Source organism: Thalassospira sp. UBA4513, from assembly GCF_002388495.1.
Classification (GTDB): Bacteria; Pseudomonadota; Alphaproteobacteria; order Rhodospirillales; family Thalassospiraceae; genus Thalassospira; species Thalassospira tepidiphila.
Genome location: NZ_DGMR01000039.1, coordinates 415,951 through 438,719 on the forward strand (window position 1 = coordinate 415,951; position 22,769 = coordinate 438,719).

20 protein-coding genes are annotated in these 22,769 nt (G+C 56.1%); 8 read left to right on the top strand and 12 right to left on the bottom strand.

Annotation, left to right across the window (positions count from 1 at the left end; all coding sequences use genetic code 11):
• Positions 1–989 (bottom strand): argininosuccinate lyase (gene argH / locus B2T33_RS18785; protein ID WP_286792867.1); only part of this gene is annotated, 989 nt, incomplete at its 3' end.
• A 31-nt stretch (positions 990–1,020) separates the two neighbouring features.
• Between argH and B2T33_RS18790 the strand changes: the two genes are divergently transcribed.
• On the top strand, positions 1,021–1,581 hold the full coding sequence (locus tag B2T33_RS18790; protein WP_286792868.1) for a TlpA disulfide reductase family protein: 561 nt from the start codon (positions 1,021–1,023) through the stop codon (positions 1,579–1,581).
• Positions 1,582–1,598: 17 nt separating this feature from the next.
• Here B2T33_RS18790 and rbsK read toward each other — a convergent pair whose 3' ends face one another.
• From rbsK to B2T33_RS18830, 8 genes are all read right to left on the bottom strand, one after another.
• Positions 1,599–2,522 (bottom strand): ribokinase, encoded by a 924-nt coding sequence (gene rbsK, locus B2T33_RS18795; protein WP_064779862.1) that lies wholly within the window; start codon positions 2,520–2,522, stop codon positions 1,599–1,601.
• 149 nt (positions 2,523–2,671) lie between these two features.
• On the bottom strand, positions 2,672–4,138 hold the full coding sequence (gene xylB / locus B2T33_RS18800; protein WP_286792869.1) for a xylulokinase: 1,467 nt from the start codon (positions 4,136–4,138) through the stop codon (positions 2,672–2,674).
• Positions 4,139–4,298: 160 nt separating this feature from the next.
• Positions 4,299–5,186, bottom strand: a complete 888-nt coding sequence (locus B2T33_RS18805; RefSeq protein WP_064779860.1) for a 3-hydroxybutyryl-CoA dehydrogenase — start codon at positions 5,184–5,186, stop codon at positions 4,299–4,301.
• A 68-nt stretch (positions 5,187–5,254) separates the two neighbouring features.
• A complete protein-coding gene (locus B2T33_RS18810; protein WP_286792870.1) occupies positions 5,255–6,190 on the bottom strand; it encodes an electron transfer flavoprotein subunit alpha/FixB family protein in 936 nt (311 codons plus the stop codon).
• 15 nt (positions 6,191–6,205) lie between these two features.
• Positions 6,206–6,955, bottom strand: coding sequence for an electron transfer flavoprotein subunit beta/FixA family protein (locus B2T33_RS18815; protein ID WP_008889166.1), 750 nt, complete (start codon positions 6,953–6,955; stop codon positions 6,206–6,208).
• Positions 6,956–7,207: 252 nt separating this feature from the next.
• Positions 7,208–7,780: a cob(I)yrinic acid a,c-diamide adenosyltransferase gene (locus B2T33_RS18820; RefSeq protein WP_286792871.1), complete on the bottom strand. Its 573-nt coding sequence runs from the start codon at positions 7,778–7,780 to the stop codon at positions 7,208–7,210.
• A gap of 46 nt (positions 7,781–7,826) precedes the next feature.
• Positions 7,827–8,021 (bottom strand): twin transmembrane helix small protein, encoded by a 195-nt coding sequence (locus B2T33_RS18825; protein WP_008889168.1) that lies wholly within the window; start codon positions 8,019–8,021, stop codon positions 7,827–7,829.
• A 105-nt stretch (positions 8,022–8,126) separates the two neighbouring features.
• Complete coding sequence (locus B2T33_RS18830; protein ID WP_286792872.1) at positions 8,127–10,073, bottom strand: sigma 54-interacting transcriptional regulator; 1,947 nt, start codon at positions 10,071–10,073, stop codon at positions 8,127–8,129.
• A gap of 211 nt (positions 10,074–10,284) precedes the next feature.
• Between B2T33_RS18830 and B2T33_RS18835 the strand changes: the two genes are divergently transcribed.
• From B2T33_RS18835 to B2T33_RS18865, 7 genes are all read left to right on the top strand, one after another.
• Positions 10,285–11,751, top strand: a complete 1,467-nt coding sequence (locus B2T33_RS18835; protein ID WP_286792873.1) for a CmpA/NrtA family ABC transporter substrate-binding protein — start codon at positions 10,285–10,287, stop codon at positions 11,749–11,751.
• A 1-nt stretch (position 11,752) separates the two neighbouring features.
• On the top strand, positions 11,753–12,583 hold the full coding sequence (ntrB, locus tag B2T33_RS18840; protein WP_008889171.1) for a nitrate ABC transporter permease: 831 nt from the start codon (positions 11,753–11,755) through the stop codon (positions 12,581–12,583).
• Positions 12,584–12,594: 11 nt separating this feature from the next.
• Positions 12,595–13,503 (top strand): ABC transporter ATP-binding protein, encoded by a 909-nt coding sequence (locus B2T33_RS18845; protein WP_063088547.1) that lies wholly within the window; start codon positions 12,595–12,597, stop codon positions 13,501–13,503.
• 37 nt (positions 13,504–13,540) lie between these two features.
• Entirely contained in the window at positions 13,541–13,981 is a 441-nt protein-coding gene (gene cynS, locus B2T33_RS18850) for a cyanase (RefSeq protein WP_008889173.1), read from the top strand.
• 192 nt (positions 13,982–14,173) lie between these two features.
• Complete coding sequence (locus B2T33_RS18855; protein ID WP_286792874.1) at positions 14,174–14,878, top strand: glutathione S-transferase N-terminal domain-containing protein; 705 nt, start codon at positions 14,174–14,176, stop codon at positions 14,876–14,878.
• Positions 14,879–14,981: 103 nt separating this feature from the next.
• The gene (locus B2T33_RS18860) at positions 14,982–16,148 is read left to right on the top strand and encodes an adenosylhomocysteinase (protein ID WP_286792875.1); all 1,167 of its coding nucleotides are present in this window, start codon (positions 14,982–14,984) and stop codon (positions 16,146–16,148) included.
• Positions 16,149–16,285: 137 nt separating this feature from the next.
• Positions 16,286–17,623, top strand: coding sequence for a ferredoxin reductase family protein (locus B2T33_RS18865; RefSeq protein WP_286792876.1), 1,338 nt, complete (start codon positions 16,286–16,288; stop codon positions 17,621–17,623).
• A 94-nt stretch (positions 17,624–17,717) separates the two neighbouring features.
• On the opposite strand, the gene B2T33_RS18870 is transcribed toward B2T33_RS18865, so the two are convergent.
• From B2T33_RS18870 to ccrA, 3 genes are all read right to left on the bottom strand, one after another.
• A complete protein-coding gene (locus B2T33_RS18870; RefSeq protein WP_286792877.1) occupies positions 17,718–19,808 on the bottom strand; it encodes a methyl-accepting chemotaxis protein in 2,091 nt (696 codons plus the stop codon).
• Positions 19,809–20,043: 235 nt separating this feature from the next.
• Positions 20,044–21,711 (bottom strand): acyl-CoA dehydrogenase family protein, encoded by a 1,668-nt coding sequence (locus tag B2T33_RS18875; protein WP_286792878.1) that lies wholly within the window; start codon positions 21,709–21,711, stop codon positions 20,044–20,046.
• 161 nt (positions 21,712–21,872) lie between these two features.
• The coding region (gene ccrA, locus B2T33_RS18880) for a crotonyl-CoA carboxylase/reductase (RefSeq protein ID WP_286792879.1) at positions 21,873–22,769 on the bottom strand (897 nt) is incomplete at its 5' end.

Consider the following 22,769-nt stretch of genomic DNA (forward strand, 5'->3'; position numbering starts at 1 on the left):
GAATAGGCCAGCGGCAGGCCCTTCATCGACAGCATCAAGCCGTTATAGCAGCCAACAATACGCCCGATCTTGGAGCGGATCAGTTCGGCCGCATCCGGGTTGCGTTTTTGCGGCATGATCGAAGAGCCGGTCGAAAACTTGTCGGACATGCCGATAAAGCGGAACTGGGCCGAGCACCAGATGACCATTTCTTCGGCCAAGCGCGACAGATGCATGGCGGCAATCGATGCAGCATTGAGGTATTCAAGCGCAAAGTCACGATCCGATACCGCATCGAGCGAGTTCGCCGTCGGGCGATCAAAGCCGAGCGCAGTTGCCGTCATGTGACGGTCAATCGGATAGGGCGTACCGGCAAGGGCAGCAGAACCCAGAGGGTTTTCGTTGATACGGGTGCGGCAATCGGCAACGCGCCCGCGATCACGGCCAAACATTTCGACATAAGCCAGAAGATGATGACCAAAGGTGACCGGCTGGGCGGCCTGCAGGTGGGTGAAGCCCGGCATGATGGTTTCAGCATGGGTTTCTGCCTGTGCAATCAGGGCTTCCTGAAGTCCTTTGAGGCCGACCTCAAGATCGCCAAGTGCAACGTCACGGACCCAGAGTTTGAAGTCGGTCGCGACCTGATCATTGCGTGAACGTGCGGTATGCAGCCGACCAGCCGCCGGGCCGATCAATTCGCGCAGGCGGCTTTCGACATTCATGTGGATGTCTTCAAGGGCGGCGGAGAATTTGAACTCGCCGCTCTCGATTTCTTGAAGAATCTGGTCTAGACCGGTGGTGATCTTTTCGCCATCTTCAGCAGGAATGATGTTCTGCTTGACCAGCATGGCGCAGTGGGCCTTGGAGCCCTGAATGTCCTGGGCGTAGAGGCGTTTGTCAAAGCCGATGGAAGCGTTGATTTCTTCCATGATGGCTGACGGGCCTGCTTCGAAGCGGCCGCCCCAAAGGGAGTTTGCGTTTTTCTGGTCAGTGGCGTTTTGATCGGTCATCGTGATCCGCAGTCTTGGAAAGGTGGGTGTTGTGAAAGCATTGCTTCGTTACGTAAAACTTGGCGTGATTGTCGCCATCTCGGGCATTTATGCAACCCCTGCCTTTGCTGATACGCAATTCCCGCAAGAACTTTCAAAGATGGTTATGCCATCCGAAGGGGGTTCTTTGCCCGAAGATCTGGCGTTTGTCGATGAAAATGGCAACGAGGTCGCCTTTAACAGCCTGAAAGGACAGGTTGTTCTGGTCAATCTGTGGGCGACCTGGTGTGTGCCATGCGTCAAGGAAATGCCCGATCTGGATCGCCTGGCGGTCGAGATGGCCGATAAGCCGTTTCGTGTTCTGGCCCTTAGTCAGGACCGCGGCGGGGCGGATGCCGTCCGCGAATTCTTTGAAACCAATGGAATCGACAACCTTGATATCGTTCTGGATCCGCGTGGGGCGATTGCGCGTCAGATGGGGGCACGCGGCCTTCCGACCAGTTTTGTCTATGACGCCAAGGGTGATTTGCGCGGCAAGCTAGAAGGCATCGCGCGTTGGGATGCGCCAGAGGTCATTACTTATTTCGATCAGTTGATTGATCAGACGTCCTGAGCGCAAGTGACGCAGTCTTAGGCGTTGCCTTCGATCAGGGACAGAACATCAGCAAGGCGTGGTGCGGCCTCGGCTGCACCATTGTTGGTGGTGGAAAGCGCACCGGTGGCACAGGCAAAGCGCACGGCATCCTTGAGCGGCTGACCACCATGCAGGGCGACAGCCAACCCGGCATTGAAGCAATCGCCAGCGCCCACCGTATCAACCGTGTTGACCACAAAGCCCGGAACCATGCCGGTTTGCCCGCCCGATGAATAGAACGCACCATCACCGCCCATTTTGATGATGACGGTTTCCGGGCCCATGTCATGCAGCTTGATGCTGGCGCTACTTGCGGTGGCCTCATCGACCGGATCAATACCGGTGAGGGCCAAGCATTCGCTTTGGTTAGGGGTGACGATGTGGGTCAGGGCCAGCAGGTCGCGCATGACGACCAGATCGGCGACCGGGGCCGGGTCAAGAATGACCTTTGCATTGCCTTCGCGGGCATATTTGATCGCGCAGTCAATGGCTACCACCGGACATTCCAGCTGCAACAGCAGATAGTCGCAGTTGCGCAGGAGTTCCTGTTTTTCATGCAGGTCGTTTCGGGTCATGGTCATGTTGGCGCCACCCACGACCGTGATCATGTTTTCGCCCGCCTCATCGATCGAGATCAGGGCAATGCCGGTTTGTGCTTCGTCGGCGACGATCAGGTTGGTGGTATCCAACCCCTCGGTCGCAAGGGTTTCGATCAGTTGTTTGCCCAGCATGTCATCGCCAAGTTTGGAGATGAAGACAGGGGAAACACCAAGTCTGGCGACGGCAAGTGCCTGATTGCATCCTTTGCCGCCCGGTCCGGTCTTGTAAGCCCGGGAGGAAACCGTTTGTCCTCGAACAGGAAGCTTCGCCACACGGGCCGCAAAATCAAAGTTCGAGCTTCCAACAACTGCAATCGTCATAATCGTCCGCGTTTATAAATGAATTCCACTAAGTTAATGTTGTTCTCAGATCAGGGGTTTAAAGGGCGATGTCGCCAAAATCTATCGAGATCATCAAAATGTTATGGATCGACGCAACAGCCGGTCTGTCTGATCAGGCGATCAGACGGTCAGTCAGGGGTGAATTCGTCTGACAATGCAGCGTAAATGCGCTGGAATTTGGCAAAGCGCGGCTGGTAGGCATCATGGCGGGTTAGATCAGGTTCAATCACTTCTTCGATTGCGGGTTTGACGCAAACGTCGGCAACCGGTTCTTTGGTCAGGGCCAGACGGGCCAGTCGGGCGGCACCAAAGGCGGGGCCCTTGGTTGCGCCTTCATAGCGGGCAAGTGGCTTGCCAAGGATGTCGGCAATCATCTTGATCCAGTAGCGACTGCGGGCACCGCCGCCGATCACGCCGGGCAGGTCGCACTGGGTTCCGGCCTTGTGCAGACGGGACTTGGCATCGCGGAGTGCAAAGCCAACCCCTTCGAGTACCGACTGAACCATGGTTTCGCGGTCTGTGTCGCTGCCCAGACCAAAGAATACGCCCCGGGCATGCGGATTGTTGTGCGGGGTGCGTTCCCCGTTGAGGTAGGGCAGGAACAGGATATCAGACGGGGCGTCGTGTTGTGCCTCGACCCGGTTGAGCAATGCGGTAATGTCGGCCTCGCCCAGAAGGTCGGCCGCCCATTTCAGGCAACTGGCCCCGTTAAGCAGGACCGCCATCTGGAACCAGTGGTCCGGGATGGCATGGGCAAAGCTGTGCAGGAGTTCTTCGGGCTTGGGCCGGTATTTGTCCGAGGCGACAAAGATCTGCGACGAGGTGCCCAGCGAAATGAAGCCATCGCCATGGGAAACCGCACCGACCCCGATGCCACCGGTCGCCGCATCACCGCCACCCCCGGCAATGATGACGTTGTCCCGCATGCCCCAGCGGTCGGCCAGTGTTGCGCGCAGCGTACCTGTGATGTCCGATCCCTCGACCAGATGCGGCAGTTGATCGCGGGTCAAACCACAGGCTTCGATCGCACTTTGGTTCCAGCTTCGGCTTTGTTCATCAAGCCAAAGCGTGCCTGCGGCATCCGACATTTCGGTGGCCTTGTCGCCTGAGAGGCAAAAGCGGATGTAATCCTTGGGCAGCAGGATGGTTTTGATTTTGGCAAAAACATCCGGTTCATGTTTTTGCAGCCAGATCAGTTTGGGCGCGGTCATGCCCGACATGGTGGCGACACCCGCCCGTTGGCCCAGATCGGGCAGGGCGGCATCAAGTTCGGCGCATTCGCGGGTGGCGCGACCATCATTCCACAGGATCGCCGGGCGGAGTGGCTTGTCATCCGCACCCAGCAATGTTGCGCCATGCATCTGGCCCGACAGGCCGATTGCACGGGTTGCGGCGATTGCCGACGGGTTTTGGCGGTGCAAGTCATCGATGGCGCGCAAGGTTGCGTCCCACCAGTCGGTAGGGTTTTGTTCGCTCCAGAACGGTTTGGGGCTGGACACGTGTAAAGGGGCGTCAGCCTCGGCAAGGGTGACCGAGTTTTCGTCAATCAGTAGTGCCTTGACTGCCGATGTGCCGACATCAATTCCGAGATACATGTTCGGACGGCCTCCAGAACCGTTTGATTTTTCCCGACATCATGATTGCGCGGGTTAGAGCAAGGTCTATTCCAGATGGTTGAAGCACGGAATGCAACAAAAAAAGCCGCTGCGGGGCAGCGGCTTTGATGTCGTAACGCCAGCCTTGGCGTGCAACCGCTTAGCGGGTCGGGGTCGGTTCGTCGCCGCTATAGTCATAGAAGCCACGGCCAGCCTTGCGGCCAAGCCATCCGGCTTCGACATATTTGACCAGAAGCGGGCACGGGCGATATTTGGTATCGGCCAGACCATCATGCAGGACATGCATGATCGACAAGCAGGTATCGAGACCAATAAAGTCTGCCAGCTGCAGCGGGCCCATCGGATGGTTCGCACCCAGACGCATCGCTGTATCGATGGACTCGACATTCCCCACACCTTCATAAAGGGTGTAGATCGCCTCGTTGATCATCGGAAGCAGGATGCGGTTGACGATAAAGGCCGGGAAATCTTCGGCACTTGCCGTGTCCTTGCCGAGCTTTTTGGTCAGTTCATGAATGGTGCGATAGGTGGTTTCGTCCGTGGCAATACCACGGATCAGTTCCACCAGTTTCATCAGCGGCACCGGGTTCATGAAGTGCATGCCCATGAACTTCGCCGGGCGGTCTGTATAGGACGCCAGACGGGTGACCGAAATCGAAGAGGTGTTGGTCGCGATGATCGCTTCCGGGCCGAGCACCGGGCACAGAGCCTTGAAGATCTGTTTTTTGATCTCTTCGTTCTCGGTGGCCGCTTCGATGACCAGGTCACAGTCAGACAGGAAGGTATATTCCGTTCCGGTTGAGATCAGTTTCAGTGCTGCATCTTTTTGCGCTGCAGTAATGATCTCTTTTTTGACCTGACGGTCCATGTTCTTTTCCATCACGCCGATGGCCTTATCAAGGGCATCTTGCGAGATGTCGAGAATTCGGACGTCGTAACCGGCCAGCGCGATCACATGTGCAATACCATTGCCCATCTGACCGGCGCCGATTACGCCAATGGTTTTGATATCTTCCAACGAAGCCATTTGTTCCCCACTCGTCCCCAAGGGTCAAAACAAGAGTATGCGTTGCCTTGACCCTAAAGGGGATCAGATTATTTGTCGAGTTCGCTCGCCAGAGCGGGAAGGGCCTCGAACAGGTCACCGACAAGTCCGTAATCCGCTACCGAGAAGATCGGCGCTTCTTCGTCCTTGTTGATCGCGACAATGACCTTACTGTCCTTCATGCCGGCAAGGTGCTGAATAGCACCCGAAATGCCTACAGCAATGTATAGCTGCGGTGCAACAACTTTGCCGGTCTGGCCGACCTGCCAGTCGTTGGGGGCATAGCCCGCATCAACTGCCGCGCGAGAAGCGCCAATTGCAGCGCCGAGTTTGTCGGCAATCGGTTCGATCAGGTGGAAGTTTTCACCCGAACCCATGCCACGACCGCCAGAGATGACGATGCTTGCAGCGGTAAGTTCCGGACGTTCCGACTCGGTCAGTTCCTGACCAACGAAGGTCGACTTGCCAGCATCAGATGCAACAGCAACGTCTTCGATGGATGCAGAACCGCCTTCGGCGGCGACCGGATCAAAGCCGGTGGTACGGACAGTGATCAGTTTCAGGCTGTCGGTCGACTGCACGGTTGCCATGGCGTTACCGGCATAGATCGGACGCACAAAGGTATCGGCATCGACAACATCGGTGATGTCGGAAATCTGTGCGACGTCTTTCTTGGCAGCAACGCGCGGCAGGAAGTTTTTGCCCGACGAAGAAGCCGAGGTGAGAATGTGGCTGTAATCGCCCGCCAGTTCACCGACCAGACCCGCCATGTTTTCAGCAAGGAAGTGGCCATAGGCTGCGTTGTCTGCGAGGAGAACCTTGGAGACACCTTCGACCTTGGCAGCGGCTTCGGCAACGGCCTTGCAGCCCTCGCCAGCCACGAGAACAGTGATGTCGCCACCGATTTTCTGAGCAGCAGCAACGGTGTTAAGCGTGCCACCCTTCAGTTCGGTATTGTCGTGTTCGGCAATAACAAGAATGCTCATTTGATTGATCCCCGCTTAGATTACTTTTGCTTCGTTGCGGAGCTTGTCGACAAGCTCTGCGACGTCGGCAACTTTGACACCTGCCTGACGTGCTTCCGGTTCGGAAACTTTCAGGGTTTTCAGGCGCGGCGCGGTATCAACACCAAGGTCGGCCGGGCTCAGGGTATCGAGCGGCTTTTTCTTGGCTTTCATGATGTTCGGCAGCGACGCATAACGCGGCTCGTTGAGGCGCAGGTCGGTGGTAACGATTGCCGGAAGATCAATCTTGATGGTTTCAAGACCACCGTCGATTTCACGCGTGACATCAAGCTTGCCGTCTGCAACGACAACCTTGGACGCGAAAGTGCCCTGCGGCCAATCCAGCAGCGCGGCCAGCATCTGACCGGTCTGGTTGGCATCATCGTCAATTGCCTGTTTGCCGAGGATCACGAGATCCGGGCTTTCCTTGGCAACGACTTCTTTCAGAAGCTTTGCAACAGCCAGCGGCTGGAGTTCGTCCTCGGTTTCAACCAGAATGCCGCGATCGGCACCCATGGCGAGGGCGGTGCGCAGGGTTTCCTGGCACTGTTTAACGCCGAGCGACACAGCAACCACTTCGGTGGCGGTGCCCGCTTCCTTGAGGCGGATGGCCTCTTCAACGGCGATTTCGTCAAACGGGTTCATGGACATCTTAACGTTGTTCAACTCAACGCCAGACTGGTCCTGTTTGACACGGATCTTGACGTTGTAATCCACAACGCGCTTAACGGCGACAAGAACCTTCATGACAGACCTGTTCGTTTTTGTTGTCGAAACTGCGGGGTTGCTCCCTGCCAAGGCAGTTTGCGTTGGCCCGCATGGTAATGTTTTCCCCGCGACGCACAATAGGTAGTGCTACGCAGGTTGTCAATTTACGTAAAGGTGTTGACGTTAACGACAACTACTTCACGAAAATCTTGATGCCCTTCGCCGTCTTGATACGGCAAAAATCCGCAAGGGAACAAGGATTTTGTCCGATAATCTTGTTACCACGTCAGTTTATCGGGTCAGCCCGGGCTTCCAGAGAACATCATCCTTGCCGCCATTGTTGGCGTGTCGGGCCAAAACAAACATGTGATCTGACAGCCGGTTGATATACCGCACGGCCTCGGGATTGATCGTCTCGATCCCGGCCAGTTCGACAATCAGCCGTTCGGCCCGGCGCGAAACGGTGCGCGCGACATGCAGCTGTGCCGAAAGGGCACTGCCACCGGGAAGCACGAAGGATTTCAGCGGATCAAGGGCTTCGTTGATCTGATCAATCTCGGCCTCAAGCCTTTCGGTTTGCTTGGTGGTAATGCGAAGGGCGGGCCGTTCGGGGTTATCGTCGCTGCCATCGCCGGGTGTGCACAGATCAGCCCCCAGATCAAACAGATCATTCTGGATTCGGGCCAGCATCTCATCGACGTTGCCGTCCGCATGCAGGCGGGCGACACCAATCACGGCATTGGTTTCATCAACGGTGCCATAGGCCTCCACGCGCACATCATTTTTGGCAACGCGCGTGCCATTGCCAAGCGCGGTTTTGCCCTTGTCACCGGATTTTGTATAGATACGAGTCAGTTGAACCATGTGCCGTCCGTAATCCTGGTTTGTGTGTTCAAGGCGTATGCCTGGCTTAGGAACCGACCGCCATCAGCGACAGGATGAAAAGCAGCAACAGGGCCAGGCCCTGCAAAAGGACGCGCATTTGCATCAGTTTGTTTTGTTTGCGCGCATCCTTGCCGCGTGCCATCGAAACGATGCCCATGATCAGGACCCCAGCGACTGCTGCCATCGCAAGCAAAACACCAATCTGTAAAAAACCAGCCATTCCTGTTTCTTCCCTGTTTCTGCCTGCTGACTTACACCGCGCCCGGCGGCGACATGCTGCGCCAAATGGACGCAACAGGCAACCAGACGATGGTAATTTTGGCAATTAGTCGATGGTTTCGTTTGCAGCAAAGCTGCGACGATCGATTTTGAATTTCTTGATACGCGAGGCCAGCGTGGTTGGTTTGATATCCAAAAGGGCCGCCGCACCATTTTCACCAAATACCTTGCCCTTGGTCATGGTGAGCGCATGGATGATGTTGTCATATTCGGTCTGGCGCAGCTCACCCCGGGTCAGAACGGTTTTTTCCGGTTTGCTGTCAGGCTCTGTCGTCGGCGCTGCTAATTTGCGGCTGTCGCGCGCGCCCTGTTCGGGCAGATCAAAATGCAGCTTGCCGTCATGGGCGAGGATGGCTGCGCGTTCGATGACGTTTTCCAGTTCGCGCGCATTCCCCGGCCAGCCATAGTTTTGCAAGGTACGGACCTGCCCCTTGGTCAGTGTTGGCTGGGCGATATTAAGGCGCTGACAGATATTGCGCAGGAAGTGCGAGGCTAGCGGCGGGATATCATCGGGTCGTTCACGGAGTGGTCGGCATTCAATGGGGAAAACGTTGAGGCGGAAATAAAGGTCTTCACGGAAGCGTCCTTGACCGACTTCTTCCTTAAGATCGCGGTTGGTGGCGGCAATCAGGCGGACATTGACCTCGCGTGTGCGCTCTTCGCCGATGCGCTCGAATTTTTGATCCTGCAAAACACGCAGCAACTTGCCCTGAAGCTCCAGCGGGATTTCCCCGACTTCATCCAAAAATAGCGTGCCACCATCGGCCAGTTCAAACCGCCCGACGCGATCACGCACGGCACCGGTAAAGGCGCCGCGGACATGGCCGAAAAACTCGCTTTCAAACAGTTCGTGCGGGATTGCGGCACAGTTCACGCGCACCAGAACGCGATCAGACCGCGCACTGGCCTGATGGATGGCGCGCGCAATCAGTTCCTTGCCTGTGCCGGATTCTCCGGTGATCAGAACGTTGGCATCGGTCGGCGCAACAAGGTCGATCTGTTTAAGCGCACCCTGAATGGCATCGGACTGGCCGATGATTTCATGGTGGTTGTTGGTTGAAAGGATTTCTTCCTGCAGATAGGCGTTTTCAAGTTCCAGCCGTTCACGCAGCCGGTCAACCTCGGCAAGGGCGGCATGCAGCTTTTCCTCGGCAATTTTACGTTCGGTGATGTCACGAAAAACAATCACCGCCCCGATCACCAGCCCATGGTCGCGGATCGGGGTGGAGGTATATTCCACCCGGATCGGTTTGCCGTCGCTGCGCCAGAAGACCTCGTCATCGACGCGCCTGACGATGCCTTCGCGAAAGGCGTTGTAAATCGGGCATTGTTCGGCGTGATACGGGTCACCATTGACATGTGAATGGTGGATGATCGAATGGATTTCGCGGCCAACCAGTTCCTCGGCCGTCCAGCCCAGCATACGTTCGGCCGCCGGATTGACGAATGTCGTGATGCCGTCGCTGTTGACCCCGTAAATGCCTTCGCCAGCAGCCCCCAGGATCAGCTGGTTTTCGCGTTCGATTTCGCGGAAAAACCGTTCGGCACGGCGCCATTCAGCGATGCCTTCGCGTAAGTAATCATCGGCCTCCGAGTCCACATCGCGGCGATGGCGGGCATCGAGATCGGAAATCGTGACGGTCAGGTATTCTTCGCCGTCCAGGATCAGCGGCCGCGCTTCGTGTTCAAGTTTCAGTTCCGTGCCGTCGGGGCGGGTCAGGTCGAGCCCGCGGGTCCAGGCAAATCCGTGATAAAAGGCGGCCTCGCTAAATACCACCAGACTGGGCACCTGACCTTTGTGCAGCGCACTCATGGAGGTTGCCAGAAGCTCTTCGATGCTGCGCCCCAGCAGGTTCGCGGCGGCCTGATTGGCAAAGACAATCCGGTCCGTTTTGGGATGAATCAATAAGGTTGGATGGGTGTGGGCGAGCAATGCCTGCAAGTGCAGGTTTTCAATCATCACCGGTAGGGGATTGATTTCACTGATCCTCATCACACACTCCTACGAAATATCGTAATATTTACTACGATATTTCGTGAATTACGATTTTTCGTATGTGGTTAGCGTCTCACTCAAAGGCGCAAGAGTCCAGCGTTTTCAACGAAAAATGACGCATTGCACAAAATGGCACGCCCGTTGCTGTAGGGACTGTGAACATCTGGTGCTGCCTTTCTGGCGGCGTAACAACACAGGGGGTGATCACATGTCAGTCAAAAGTCTGGGCAATCCATTTAGTGGCGATACCGATCTGCGTCACAGCAAATCATGCGGCTGTGATGTCTGTTCGTCAAAAGATGGGCATACACATGCATCACATAAAGACCATGACCATGGCGTAAAACACGATTTGGCCAGCATGCCGGCCCATAGTGATATGGGCGATATGGATGCCAAAACGCTGGAAAGCAGCGAAGAAATGCTTGATCGTGCCATCGACAGCGCGATTGTACGTTCGGTGTTTGGTCATAACGACATTTCGCGTCGTTCGTTTGCCAAGATGGTCGGTGGCAGCACCATGATGGCAGCCCTTGCCTCGGTCCTGCCAATCGACAAGGTCAAGGCCGCCATCCTTGATGATCTGGGCACGCCGGAAAAATCCAAACTGAATATCGGCTTTGTGCCGATCACCTGCGCAACGCCGATCATCATGGCCCAGCCGATGGGCTTTTATGAGAAATACGGCCTTGATGTTGATGTCATCAAGACAGCCGGTTGGGCAGTTGCCCGCGACAAGTCATTGAACAATGAATATGACGCGTCACACATGCTGACCCCGATGCCGCTGGCGATTTCGATGGGGGCGGGGTCGACCGCAACGCCGTTCCTGATGCCGGCCGTTGAAAACATCAATGGTCAGGCGATTGTCCTGCATAACGATCACTTGGACAAACGTGATCCCAAGCAGTGGAAGGGCTTCAAGTTCGGTGTGCCGTTCGAATATTCGATGCACAACTTCCTGCTGCGTTATTACGTCGCCGAGCATGGCCTGGACCCGGACAAAGACATCCAGATCCGTGTCGTTCCGCCGCCCGAGATGGTTGCAAACCTGCGTGCCGGTAACCTTGACGGTTATCTGTCACCCGATCCGTTTAACCAGCGTGCGGTTTGGGAAAAGATCGGCTTCCTGCACACGCTGACCAAAGATATCTGGGAAGGCCATCCGTGCTGTGCATTCGCATGTTCCAAGGCGTTTTCCGAAGAACTGCCGAATACCTATGGCGCGCTTTTGAAATCCATCGTCGATGCGACCCAGTACGCCGCCAAGGCGGAAAACCGCAAGGAAATCTCGGCTGCCATCGCACCGGCGAACTATCTGAACCAGCCGGTTCCGGTGATTGAACAGGTCCTGACCGGCCGTTATGCCGATGGTCTGGGCGAAGTGAAAAACGTTCCGGATCGCATCGATTTCGATCCGTTCCCGTGGCACTCGATGGGTGTCTGGATCCTGACCCAGATGAAGCGCTGGGGCTATATCGAGGGCGATGTCGATTACAAGAAAATCGCCGAAGAAGTCTATGTCGCGAGCGATTGCGCCAAGATCATGAAAGAGCTTGGCTATGAAGCGCCGACCGAGACTTACAAAAGCTATACCATCATGGGCAAGACGTTCGATCCCGATCAGCCTGAAGCCTATGTCAACAGCTTTGCCATCGGCAAAGGGGTAAGCTGATATGCTGGCATCGCTCAATGCCAGGGCGTTGGTGTTGTCACTTGTACTTCTGGCGGTCTTCCTTGGTCTTTGGGAGGCCGCCAGCCCAAAACAACAACTCGCTGGCGAACTTACGGAATATGAACTTCTGATGGGCGGGGCAGAGCCAAAGGCCGCTGTGCCGCCCCCTTCGGACGTGATCGCCAAGGCATGGGAAGAGCTCAGCAATCCGTTCTATGACGCCGGTCCCAACGACAAGGGCATCGGTATCCAGATCGGTTATTCGCTTTATCGCGTGTTGAGCGGTTATTTCCTTGCGGCGGCAATTGCCATTCCGGTCGGGTTCCTGATCGGGATGTCGCCCCTGATGTACAAGGCGCTTGATCCGTTTATTCAGGTGCTTCGCCCGATTTCCCCGCTGGCATGGATGCCACTTGCGCTGTTTGTCATTCAGGACAGTCAGGCATCGGCGATCTTTGTGATCTTTATCTGCTCGATCTGGCCGATGTTGATCAATACCGCCTTTGGGGTGGCGGGGGTTCGCAAGGACTGGGTCAATGTGGCGCGCACCCATGAACTGGGCCCACTCAAAACCGCCTGGATTGTCATCCTTCCGGCTGCGGCCCCGACCATCCTGACCGGCATGCGGATTTCAATCGGCATTGCATGGCTTGTGATTGTCGCAGCCGAGATGCTCGTGGGCGGGACAGGCATTGGCTACTACGTCTGGAACGAATGGAACAACCTTGATCTGACCAGCGTGGTGTTCTCGATCCTGATGATCGGTGTTGTCGGCATGTTGCTTGATACCGCGTTTGCCTATTGCGCACGTCTTGTGCAGTACCAGGAATAAGGAGACCTGATATGTCGAAACCATTCCTGAGTTTGCAGAACCTGACCAAACGTTTTCAGGCACCCAAGGGCGGTGAAGCCCTGACGGTGTTTGAAAACGTCAATCTGGGGATCGAGAAGGGGGAGTTTGTTTGCATCATCGGCCATTCCGGCTGTGGCAAATCGACGATCCTGAATATTCTGGCTGGTCTTGATGAACCGACCGAAGGGGCGGTTATCATGAATGGCAAGGAAGTGTCGGGTCCCAGCCTTGATCGAGGGATCGTGTTTCAGAACTATTCCCTGCTGCCATGGTTGTCCGCGCTTAAGAACGTCACCTTTGCCGTTCAGGCGCGCTATAAATCCTGGAGCAAGAAACAGGTTCACGACCATTCGATGAAGTATCTGGAAATGGTCGGGCTGGCTGGCGGGGCGGAGCTTCGCAAGCCGTCGCAATTGTCGGGCGGCATGCGTCAGCGTGTGTCGATCGCGCGTGCCTTTGCGATCCAGCCGGAATTGTTGCTTTTGGACGAGCCGTTCGGGGCCCTTGATGCCCTGACACGTGGCAGCATTCAGGATGAATTGATCCGCATCTGGTCGGGATCGGACCAGACGGTGTTTATGATCACCCATGATGTGGATGAAGCCATCCTGTTGGCGGATCGCATTTTGCTGATGACCAACGGGCCCTATGCCCGTGTCGCAGAATCGGTTCAGGTCGATATCCCGCGCCCGCGCGAACGGGCCAACATCATTCACCATTCCGACTATTACGACATCCGAAACCACTTGGTCGAATTCCTTGCCACCCGCTCCAAGGCGCTTGCCGGCAAGCAGGAGGAAGGCACACCAAGCGAGCCATCCATCGTGCGCTTTGGTGCACATGGGGTGGTTTCAGATCCCAAAGACAACCGCAAACCGGCCACCAGCCCGGTGGAATAAATCACCTGCACGCTGATTACTTAGAAGGAGAAAAGCTGTGAAAAAAGCAGATGTCAAAGAAATGATCATCGAAGCCAAAAAGGCCAAAGGCCTTGGCTGGGAAGAAGTTGCCAGCAAGATCGGCATGTCGCCGGTATGGACGACTTCGGTTTGTTTTGGCATGAATTCCGCGCCAAAGGACAAGGCCGACATGCTGGTTGCCCTGTTTGACCTGCCGCCCGAAGCATCGGCTGTCATGCAGGAATGCCCGATGAAAATCTGGGATCAGGCGGTACCGACCGATCCTGCGATCTATCGCCTGTATGAAATCGTCGGTGTGTACGGCGAGACCATCAAGGAAATCATCCACGAGAAATTCGGCGACGGTATCATGAGCGCGATCGACTACGAAATGTATATCGAGCGCAAGGAAGACCCGAAGGGCGACCGCGTTGTCATTACCCTTGATGGTAAATTCCTGAAATACCGCGCCTGGTAAATCAAACCACTCGGTGGTTCGCAGTCACCTGGTACGAGCAGTCGCAGAAGACGAAACCGGCCTGTGTCACGCAGGCCGGTTTTGCCATTCCCCGATCCGGAAACAATAAGTTGCCAGATTGCCGGTGGCACATTTCGAAGGATCATCTAAATGTTATGGTCAACACTATAACGATTTCAAAAGGGCTTTATCATGGCTGATCTGTCGAGCTTCGAGATTACCAAACGCTGGCCTGCGCAAAATCCGGACGTTATCCAGCTTTATTCCCTGCCGACGCCCAACGGGGTGAAGGTTTCGATCATGCTGGAAGAAACCGGGCTGGAGTATGAGCCGCATCTGATCAATATCGGCGAAGATGAAACCTGGACGCCGGAATTCCTGTCGCTGAACCCGAATGGCAAAATCCCGGCAATCATTGATCCGCATGGACCGAATGGCAAACCGCTTGGTCTGTTTGAATCAGGTGCGATCATCCAGTATCTGGCGGAAAAAACCGGCAAGTTGCTGCCTGTCGATCCGGCCAAACGGATCGAGGCGATCCAGTGGGTGTATTTCCAGATGGGCGGGCTTGGCCCGATGTTTGGGCAGCTTGGCTTCTTCCACAAGTTTGCCGGCAAGGAGATCGAGGACAAGCGTCCGCTGGATCGGTATCGCAAGGAATCAAAGCGGCTTCTGGGCGTGCTTGAAACCCGTCTTGACGGCCGTGACTGGATCATGGGTGATGAATACAGCATTGCCGACATTGCGTCGCTTGGCTGGGTGCGCAACCTGATCGGTTTTTATGACGCGGGTAGTCTTGTTGATTATCACGAGTTCAAAAACGTTCCGGCGTGGCTGGAGCGCGGCCTTGATCGCCCGGCTGTTCAGCGTGGACTGAACATCCCGGCCCGCGATTAATCCCCGCTGATTTTGACCGGATGGAGACAAATGCTTTTCATCCGGTCAGGCTGGCCTTAATTAGGAGGGCATTCATTGTCCCACGAAGTTAAGAGACCAATTCATGACCAGCCGCATCAAGGACGCCGCCCTTGCCCAACAGATCACTGACGAGACCCTTGCCTGGCGCGAGGTGATTTGCCCGGTGACGGCGAAATACGGAAACTATGTTGCCAAGCGTGATCTGCGCGACAAAACCATCGTCAGTTTCCAGCATGTTCTTGAAGACACCATTCCCACTTTGCTGCCGTTTGTGAAGGCCGGGGCCAAGGTCAAGGTTGGCGCATGTAACCCTGACAGCACCGATGATGCGGCCGCCGCCTACCTTGCCGCCCATGGGGTCGAGGTCCATGCCTTTTCCGGCATGACGCCCGATGAATATGCCCAAAGCATCGATATCCTGTCGTCCGAGCCCGCAGACATCATTGCCGATATGGGCGGGGAGCTGATTGAGGCGTTTGTCAAAAAAGGTCACAAGGTCGACGGCGCGCTTGAAGCGACCACGACCGGTGTGCATCGGGTTGAGAAGCTTGATTATTCCTTCCCGGTGTTTAACTGGAACGATATCGCGATCAAGGACCGTCTGCATAACCGCCACCATGTGGCACAGGAAATGTGGCCGGTCTTTTCGAATGTCACGGGTCTTGCACTTTATGGGCGCACGGTTCTTGTGATCGGGTTTGGCCCGGTCGGGCGCGGCGTGGCTGAACGCGCGCGTAATCTGGGGGCGGTGGTATCGGTCGCCGAACGCGATCCGGTTCGCGCCCTTGAGGCGCAGCATCATGGCTGCCGGGTTGTCAGCCTTGAAGACGGGCTGAAAGAAAACGCGATCATTGTGACCGCCACCGGCCTTTCGGGCATTCTGGGTGCCGCGCAGATCAAGCAATGCCGTCGCGGCGCGATCCTGGTCAATGTCGGGCATTCCAATACCGAGATTGATGTCAAATGGCTCGATACCCAGACGCGCACGAAAATGCGCCGTCATATCGAACGGTTCGAGCTGGATAACAGCCGTGAAGTTTATCTGCTTAACCGGGGTAGCTTGCTGAACCTTGCCCCCGGCATGGGGGGATCGGGCAAGGATCTGTTTGATCCGTTCTCGGCCATTCTGATCCGCGGGATCGACTGGCTGGCATCGGGCGGGGCGGCATCATTCAAGCCGGGCTTTTATGCCTATCCGGAAGATGTCGAACGCGAAATCGCCCAAGCGATCCTGCAATCGCACAGCTGATCAATTTCGCTGAACTGACGAATCGCAACGAACCACCCGGTGCGGTCTGGTAACCTTAATGGGTTGATGTCGGGGCGCGCGCAAATATTTGCGCTCAATAGCCCACGGCATCACTCATTAGAGGATGGAGGCCGGTCATGAGAACGATTTCAAAGGTCTTTGTTGGCTTTGTTCTGGTGATGACCGGCATCTGGCTGGTTTCAAGCCCCGATCTTTTTGCGGCATCCAGTTTCATCAGCCTTCGCCATTTTATGGTTCAGTATTCAGGCTTCCTTGCGATCAGCATGATGAGCCTGATCTTGTTGCTGTCCGTTCGGCCTGTGTGGCTGACGCGACGGTTGGGCGGGTTGGACAAGGCGTATCGCCTGCATAAGTGGCTTGGTATTGCTGTGCTTGTCGTTGCGACCCTGCACTGGACCTGGCGGATGGCGCCGAAATGGGGTGTTGGGCTTGGCCTTCTGGAACGGGGCCGGCGTGGGTCAAGGCCGGATGGGGCGGGCCTGCATTGGGCGCAATCGCTGTTTAATGAGCAGCGCGGGATGGCGGAAACCGTTGGGGAATGGGCGTTTTATATTGCCGTTGCCTTGATCCTGATCGCGTTGATCAAGCGCATCCCGTATCGCTGGTTTGCCAAAACGCATACCGTTCTGGCCGTGATCTATCTTGTGCTGGTTTATCACAGCATCGTTTTGCTTGATTTCACCAACTGGGCGACGCCGGTCGGCTATGTTTTGGCGGTGATGTTGCTGGTGGGCACGGTGTCATCCATCATTGTTCTGTTTGGCCAAATCGGGGCCGGGCGTCGATCCACCGGCGAGGTGATCGAGGTTGATTATCTTCCGGAAATGAAATCGCTTCAGATCGCGATCAGATCAGATGGCGGGTGGAAAGGCCACCTTGCCGGACAGTTCGCCTTTGTCCGGTTTGGCAATAGCAACGAAGCGCATCCGTTTACCATTGCGTCTGCCTGGCGCGACGGGGTTTCGGGCCTGACCATTATCGCCAAGAAGCTCGGCGACTATACCAGCACGCTTTACGAAACATTGAAGCCGGGCGACCGGGTGGCGCTTGAGGGGCCTTATGGTACCTTTGTGCTGGATCGGGAAAAGCGCCATCAGATCTGGATTTCCGGCGGGATCGGACTGACGCCGTTTGTTGCCTGGCTTGAAGATCTGGTGGCCAATCCGGCAAAGCTTGAGATCGATTTTTATCAGGTTGCGCCGCATTGCGATCCCGAATTGATGGCGCGGATCAACGATCTGGCCGGGCGTGCCGGTGTTCGGTTGCGTGAATGGCGCGATGCACGCGACGGCTTCCTGACCGGCGAGAAAATCCGTTCTGATGTGGCCCATTGGGAAGAAGCCCAAGTCTGGTTCTGCGGGCCACGCCAATTTGGTGAAGATGTCAAAAACGATCTGGTCGCAGCCGGATTGCAAAGCTATGCCTTCCATCAGGAGCTGTTTGATTTCAGATAGGAAAACCAGAGTTTGGCGTTGAATAGAGTGCGGGCGGTCCGTGATGGAACCGCCGCTTTTCGTTTGCTCGTTATCCTGATTGGTTTGGCAATGCCTAGGATTTGTAACCGATCCGAAGGTTGCCCCACTGTTCGCCATTGACCATGATCGGCACGTCGCATTCCTTCATGAAGACGACGGTGTTGCCCATGTCACGGAAATAGGTCTGCAGCAGGTGGGGCTTGGTGTTGCGCCCGGCCATCAGACCGGCACGGTCATCAAAGATGCGCCGGTTGCGGCAGTTGCCCATGTTCCAGGCAGGTTCGCCCGGTCTTTGCGGTTGGCTATAGACCTTGTTGTGGGTCGGCAGATAGCCGTTGGTATCCACCCCGGCGGCAAAGACGATATGTTCGTCCTTTGCAAGAATGGCTTCTTGCAGCGGGGTGAAGTTGCGGTCAGTGAAGGGCACATACGGCGTCATGAACTGTTTCGGATCGGTGCCGTCAATCGGCTCGTAGCGGGTATTGAACAGATCATCATGGGTGAATTCGTGATTGCGCAAACCGCCTTCAAGAACCTTGCCCAACTCGCCGGCCAATTGCTTGCCGAGATCGGCAATCTTGGCGTCATGTTCGTGGGTTTTCTTGAGCAGTCCCAAAATGACCTTGGTTGCTTCGTCGTCGATTTCGGTGAACTGGATGTGGGTGCCGAGTGTCGAGTACGCTTTGACGGTCCCCTTAAGCCGGGTGCCATCGGTCATCGTGATCGTGATTGCTTTGTTGCGGTCATCTTCGCTGGCATCAATACGCGCAAGCAGGCCGGCAAGCGACATGTCCGCGGTCACACCCTGGCGCACATCACCGTTGCCAAAGTCGACCTTGATATCAACTGCAATCGGAACCCGTTCTTCGTGACGGCGATTGGTGTTGTCTGCACTGCGCAGAACCATGCGGAAGCGCGTTTCCATCTCGTTGATATCATTGCGGATATTCGAAGACAGAATGCGAAGGTTTTCCGCCGTCTGGCTGGCATTGTGCGACTTGTGGCTGGCCAGTTCGATGTCGCCGGAAATGCCCTGCATGTGAGTGGAGACTTCCTGCGCACTTGTCGAGATTTCGGCAATGGCGGCTGTTTGTTGCTCGACCGAGGCCGAGATATCGCTTGAAAGCTGGCTGACTTCGTCAATCGCGCCACCGATGCCCTCAATCGCGGTAACCGCCTCGGATGTGGCGCCCTGAATGGCGGTGATTTGGGCGTTGATATCAAGGATGGCTTTTTCGGTCTGGGTGGCGAGGTTTTTAACCTCGTTGGCGACGACCGCAAAGCCCTTGCCAGCGTCGCCGGCGCGCGCGGCCTCGATGGTGGCGTTTAGTGCCAGCATCTTGGTCTGATCAGAAATGCGTTTGACGATATCAACAACCTTGCCGATTTCGGTCGCGGTTTCCGACAAGCTGCCCATGGTGGTGGATGTTTCCTGGGCGCGGGTGACGGCCTGACTGGCAATGTCATTGGTTTTGTGGATGCGTTCGGCAATTTCGTGGCTGGATGCCTGCAGTTCCTCGGTCGCGGATGCCACGGTTGCGACATTGCTGCTGGCGACTTCGGTGGTGGCAGTGATGCGTTCGACCAGTTGGGAAAGCTCGCTGGCATCACTTTCCATGGCCTGCGCCACGTCATTGGTGCGCCCGGCCTGGAAGCCGACCTCGGAAATGATATTGTCGGTTTCGCGTTCAATGATTTCCGACATCGACTGAATTTCAGAGGCGGAACGCTGGTTGGCCAAAACGGTCTGGCGCGCCGATATCAGGCTGCCCATATCGGCCATCAGCAGGCATCGCGCCGCATCCGCCGCCGCAGTGCCGCCCTTGGACCGCGCGGCAAGCGTTGCGCAAAGTGCTGAAACCTTGTGGTAGGCCAGTACAATATGATCGGGAGCCAGTCCGATGACCGCATTGGCCAGAACGTGCTGATTAAAGCATTGGTTGAATGCATCAGAGCTGTTTGCGTTGATCAGTGTTGCAAAACGTCGGGACAGTTCGGCAACATGATGTTGCGGATCACTTGGCGCAGCACTGCTTTGGCCGGTCCCCAACAGTTCGGTGACCAGATTTTCTGCAAGCTGTTCTCCATGTTGCGCAAACAATTCCGTGGCGGCATTTATACGCGCATAGATTGTACTTTCTGGCATTGCAGAGCTGTGATTCATTTGCCATTCTCTCCCTTATTCCCGGCGGACTTTTTGCCCGATTTTTTCACAGACTTTCAGTGGTCTGCGTGTGCTTTTGGGGAGTGTATCACTACTGGTAAGTCCAAAATATATCATACTTTAGGTTGATATGGAAAAAGGCCCGCCAGTGTTGGCGGGCCAAGTTTGCCCTCGTTGTTCACAGGGGCCACGGTTCGGATGAGAATTTTATCAGTATTTCAGAATGTTATGTCGTTCACCGGGTCAGAATGCCGCGCGTGACCACCTGTGCCTGAATTTCGGCCGCCCCTTCGAAAATGTTCAGAATGCGCGCATCACACAGCACACGGCTGATCTGATATTCAAGCGCATAGCCGTTGCCGCCGTGAATCTGCAGGGCGTTGTCGGCATTCGACCAGGCGACGCGTGCGCCCAGAAGCTTGGCCATGCCGGCCTCGATATCGCAGCGGATATCCTGATCCTTTTCAAAGGCCGAGAAATAGGTCAGCTGGCGGGCGATCATGGTTTCAACCACCAACCATGCCACTTTGCCATACACCCGCGGGAAGGCATAAAGCGGCTTGGAAAACTGGACGCGATCCTTGGCATAGCGCATGCCGATCTCAAGCGCGTTCTGGGCGACGCCGACAGCACGGGCTGCGGTCTGGATACGGGCCGACTCAAAGGTTGCCATCAGTTGTTTGAAGCCCTGGCCTTCTTCGCCGCCCAAAAGGTTCTCGGTCGGGACTTCGAACCCGTCAAAGGAAAGCTCGTATTCCTTCATGCCACGATAACCAAGCACCTCGATCTCGCCACCTGACATGCCGTCGGCTGGGAACGGGTTTTCATCCGTGCCGCGTGGCTTTTCTGCCAGCAGCATCGACAGGCCGCGATAACCGGACTCGTCGGGGTTGGTGCGGGTCAGAAGCGTCATCAGATCAGACCGCGCAGCATGGGTGATCCATGTCTTGTTGCCAGTGACCTTATAGGTATCGCCATCCTTGACCGCACGTGTACGCAAGTGGGCCAGATCCGATCCATTGTTGGGTTCGGTAAAGACGGCGGTCGGCAGGATTTCACCCGATGCCAGTTTGGGCAGGTAATGTTCCTTTTGCGCGTCGGTTCCGCCAAGGCGGATCAGTTCGGCGGCAATTTCGGAACGTGTCCCGAGCGACCCGACACCGATATAGCCACGCGACAGTTCCTCGGTGACAACGCACATCGCGGTTTTGCCCATGCCAAGGCCACCGAATTCTTCGGGGATGGTCAGACCAAAGACGCCGAGTTCAGACATTTCATTGACGATTTCAATCGGGATCAGCTCGTCACGTTCGTGCCAGCCATGGGCATGCGGAGAGACCTTTTCCTCTACAAAGCGGCGGAACTGATCGCGCACCATATCAAGGGTTTCGTCTTCAAGGCCGGTTTCGCCAAAGCGACCGGTATCAAGGCTGTCTTCGATTTCAGCGGCAATCGCGCGGCGTGCGGCATCGGAATTGCCACCACGTGCAAGGGCCGCGACCGATGGGTTGACAGCAAGGGATGCGATCAGGTCGTCCGAGACGCCAAGGGTCGAAAGACGGATGATCTCGCCCTGTGACATCGGAATGCCACCGATAATCTGCGCCAGATACTCCCCGAAGGCCGATTGCAGGATCAGTTGTTCGAGATTGCCGAACTTGCCCTGATCCTTAAGGCGGTTTGCCCATGCCTTCATCTGGCCAAGGGCGGTGACATAGGTGGTGAACCAGGCAAAGCCGTGTGCGGCAAACTGGTTGTCATCAAAGGCATCGGCATTGACCCGGCCATCGACCGTTACAGCAGTCCGCAGCGCATATTCGGCCGCATCATAAACCGGGCTGAGTGCCGCAAGGGCTTCATCGCACAAACGTTCGAGGTCAGGCAAAAGGGCGTTGTTCGTCATTCTTCGGGTCCTCGGATCAGGTCCTCGTCGTGCAATCTTGTGGGGCGATTGCGCGGATCAGTTATGAGAGCATCAAAGCATAAAGGGTGGTGGCACCCCATGCGCAGATCGGGCGAGAATGCGCGCGGGGTGCCAGCTATCAGTCGAAGATTAATGTGGGACTAGCCTTCGACTGCTTCTTCAAGGGTGCGCATTCCCGGGCGCTTTGCCTGCACCAGAACGGCCATGTTGCCGGGTTTGTGTTCGTTGCGCATCATCTTCATGTGGGCGCGCGGAATGTCTTCCCAACTGAACACTTCAGACATGCTCGGATCCAGACGGCGTTCGATCACGAGCTTGTTGGCCTGTGCCGCCTGTTTCAGGTTGGCGAAGTGGCTGCCCTGAATGCGTTTTTGCCGCATCCAGACAAAGCGCGCATCAAATGTCAGGTTAAAGCCGGTGGTGCCGGCACAGAACACAACCATGCCGCCGCGTTTTACAACGTTGCACGATACCGGGAAGGTCTGTTCGCCGGGATGTTCAAAGACGATGTCGACGTCATTGCCCTTGCCGGTGATGTCCCAGATCGCTTTGCCGAATTTGCGAACTTCTTTCATATAGTCGCCAAATTCCGGGCCGTTGACGGTGGGAAGCTGTCCCCAGCAATTGAAATCCTTGCGGTTGATCACGGCCTTGGCACCCAGTCCCAGAACAAAGTCGCGCTTTGTTTCATCGGAAATGACACCAATCGCGTTGGCCCCGGCCGTTGTAATCAGCTGGATCGCCATCGAGCCCAAACCACCCGATGCGCCCCAGACCAGTACATTATGCCCCGGACGCAGGATGTGCGGACGATGGCCAAACAGCATGCGATAAGCGGTGGCAAGGGTCAGCGTGTAGCACGCACTTTCTTCCCAGGTCAGATGTTTGGGACGCGGCATGAGCTGCTGTGCCTGAACACAGGTGAACTGCGCGAAGGATCCGTCCGGTGTTTCATAGCCCCAGATGCGCTGGGTCGGGGACAGCATCGGATCGCCGCCGTTACATTCTTCGTCGTCGCCGTCATCCTGGTTGCAGTG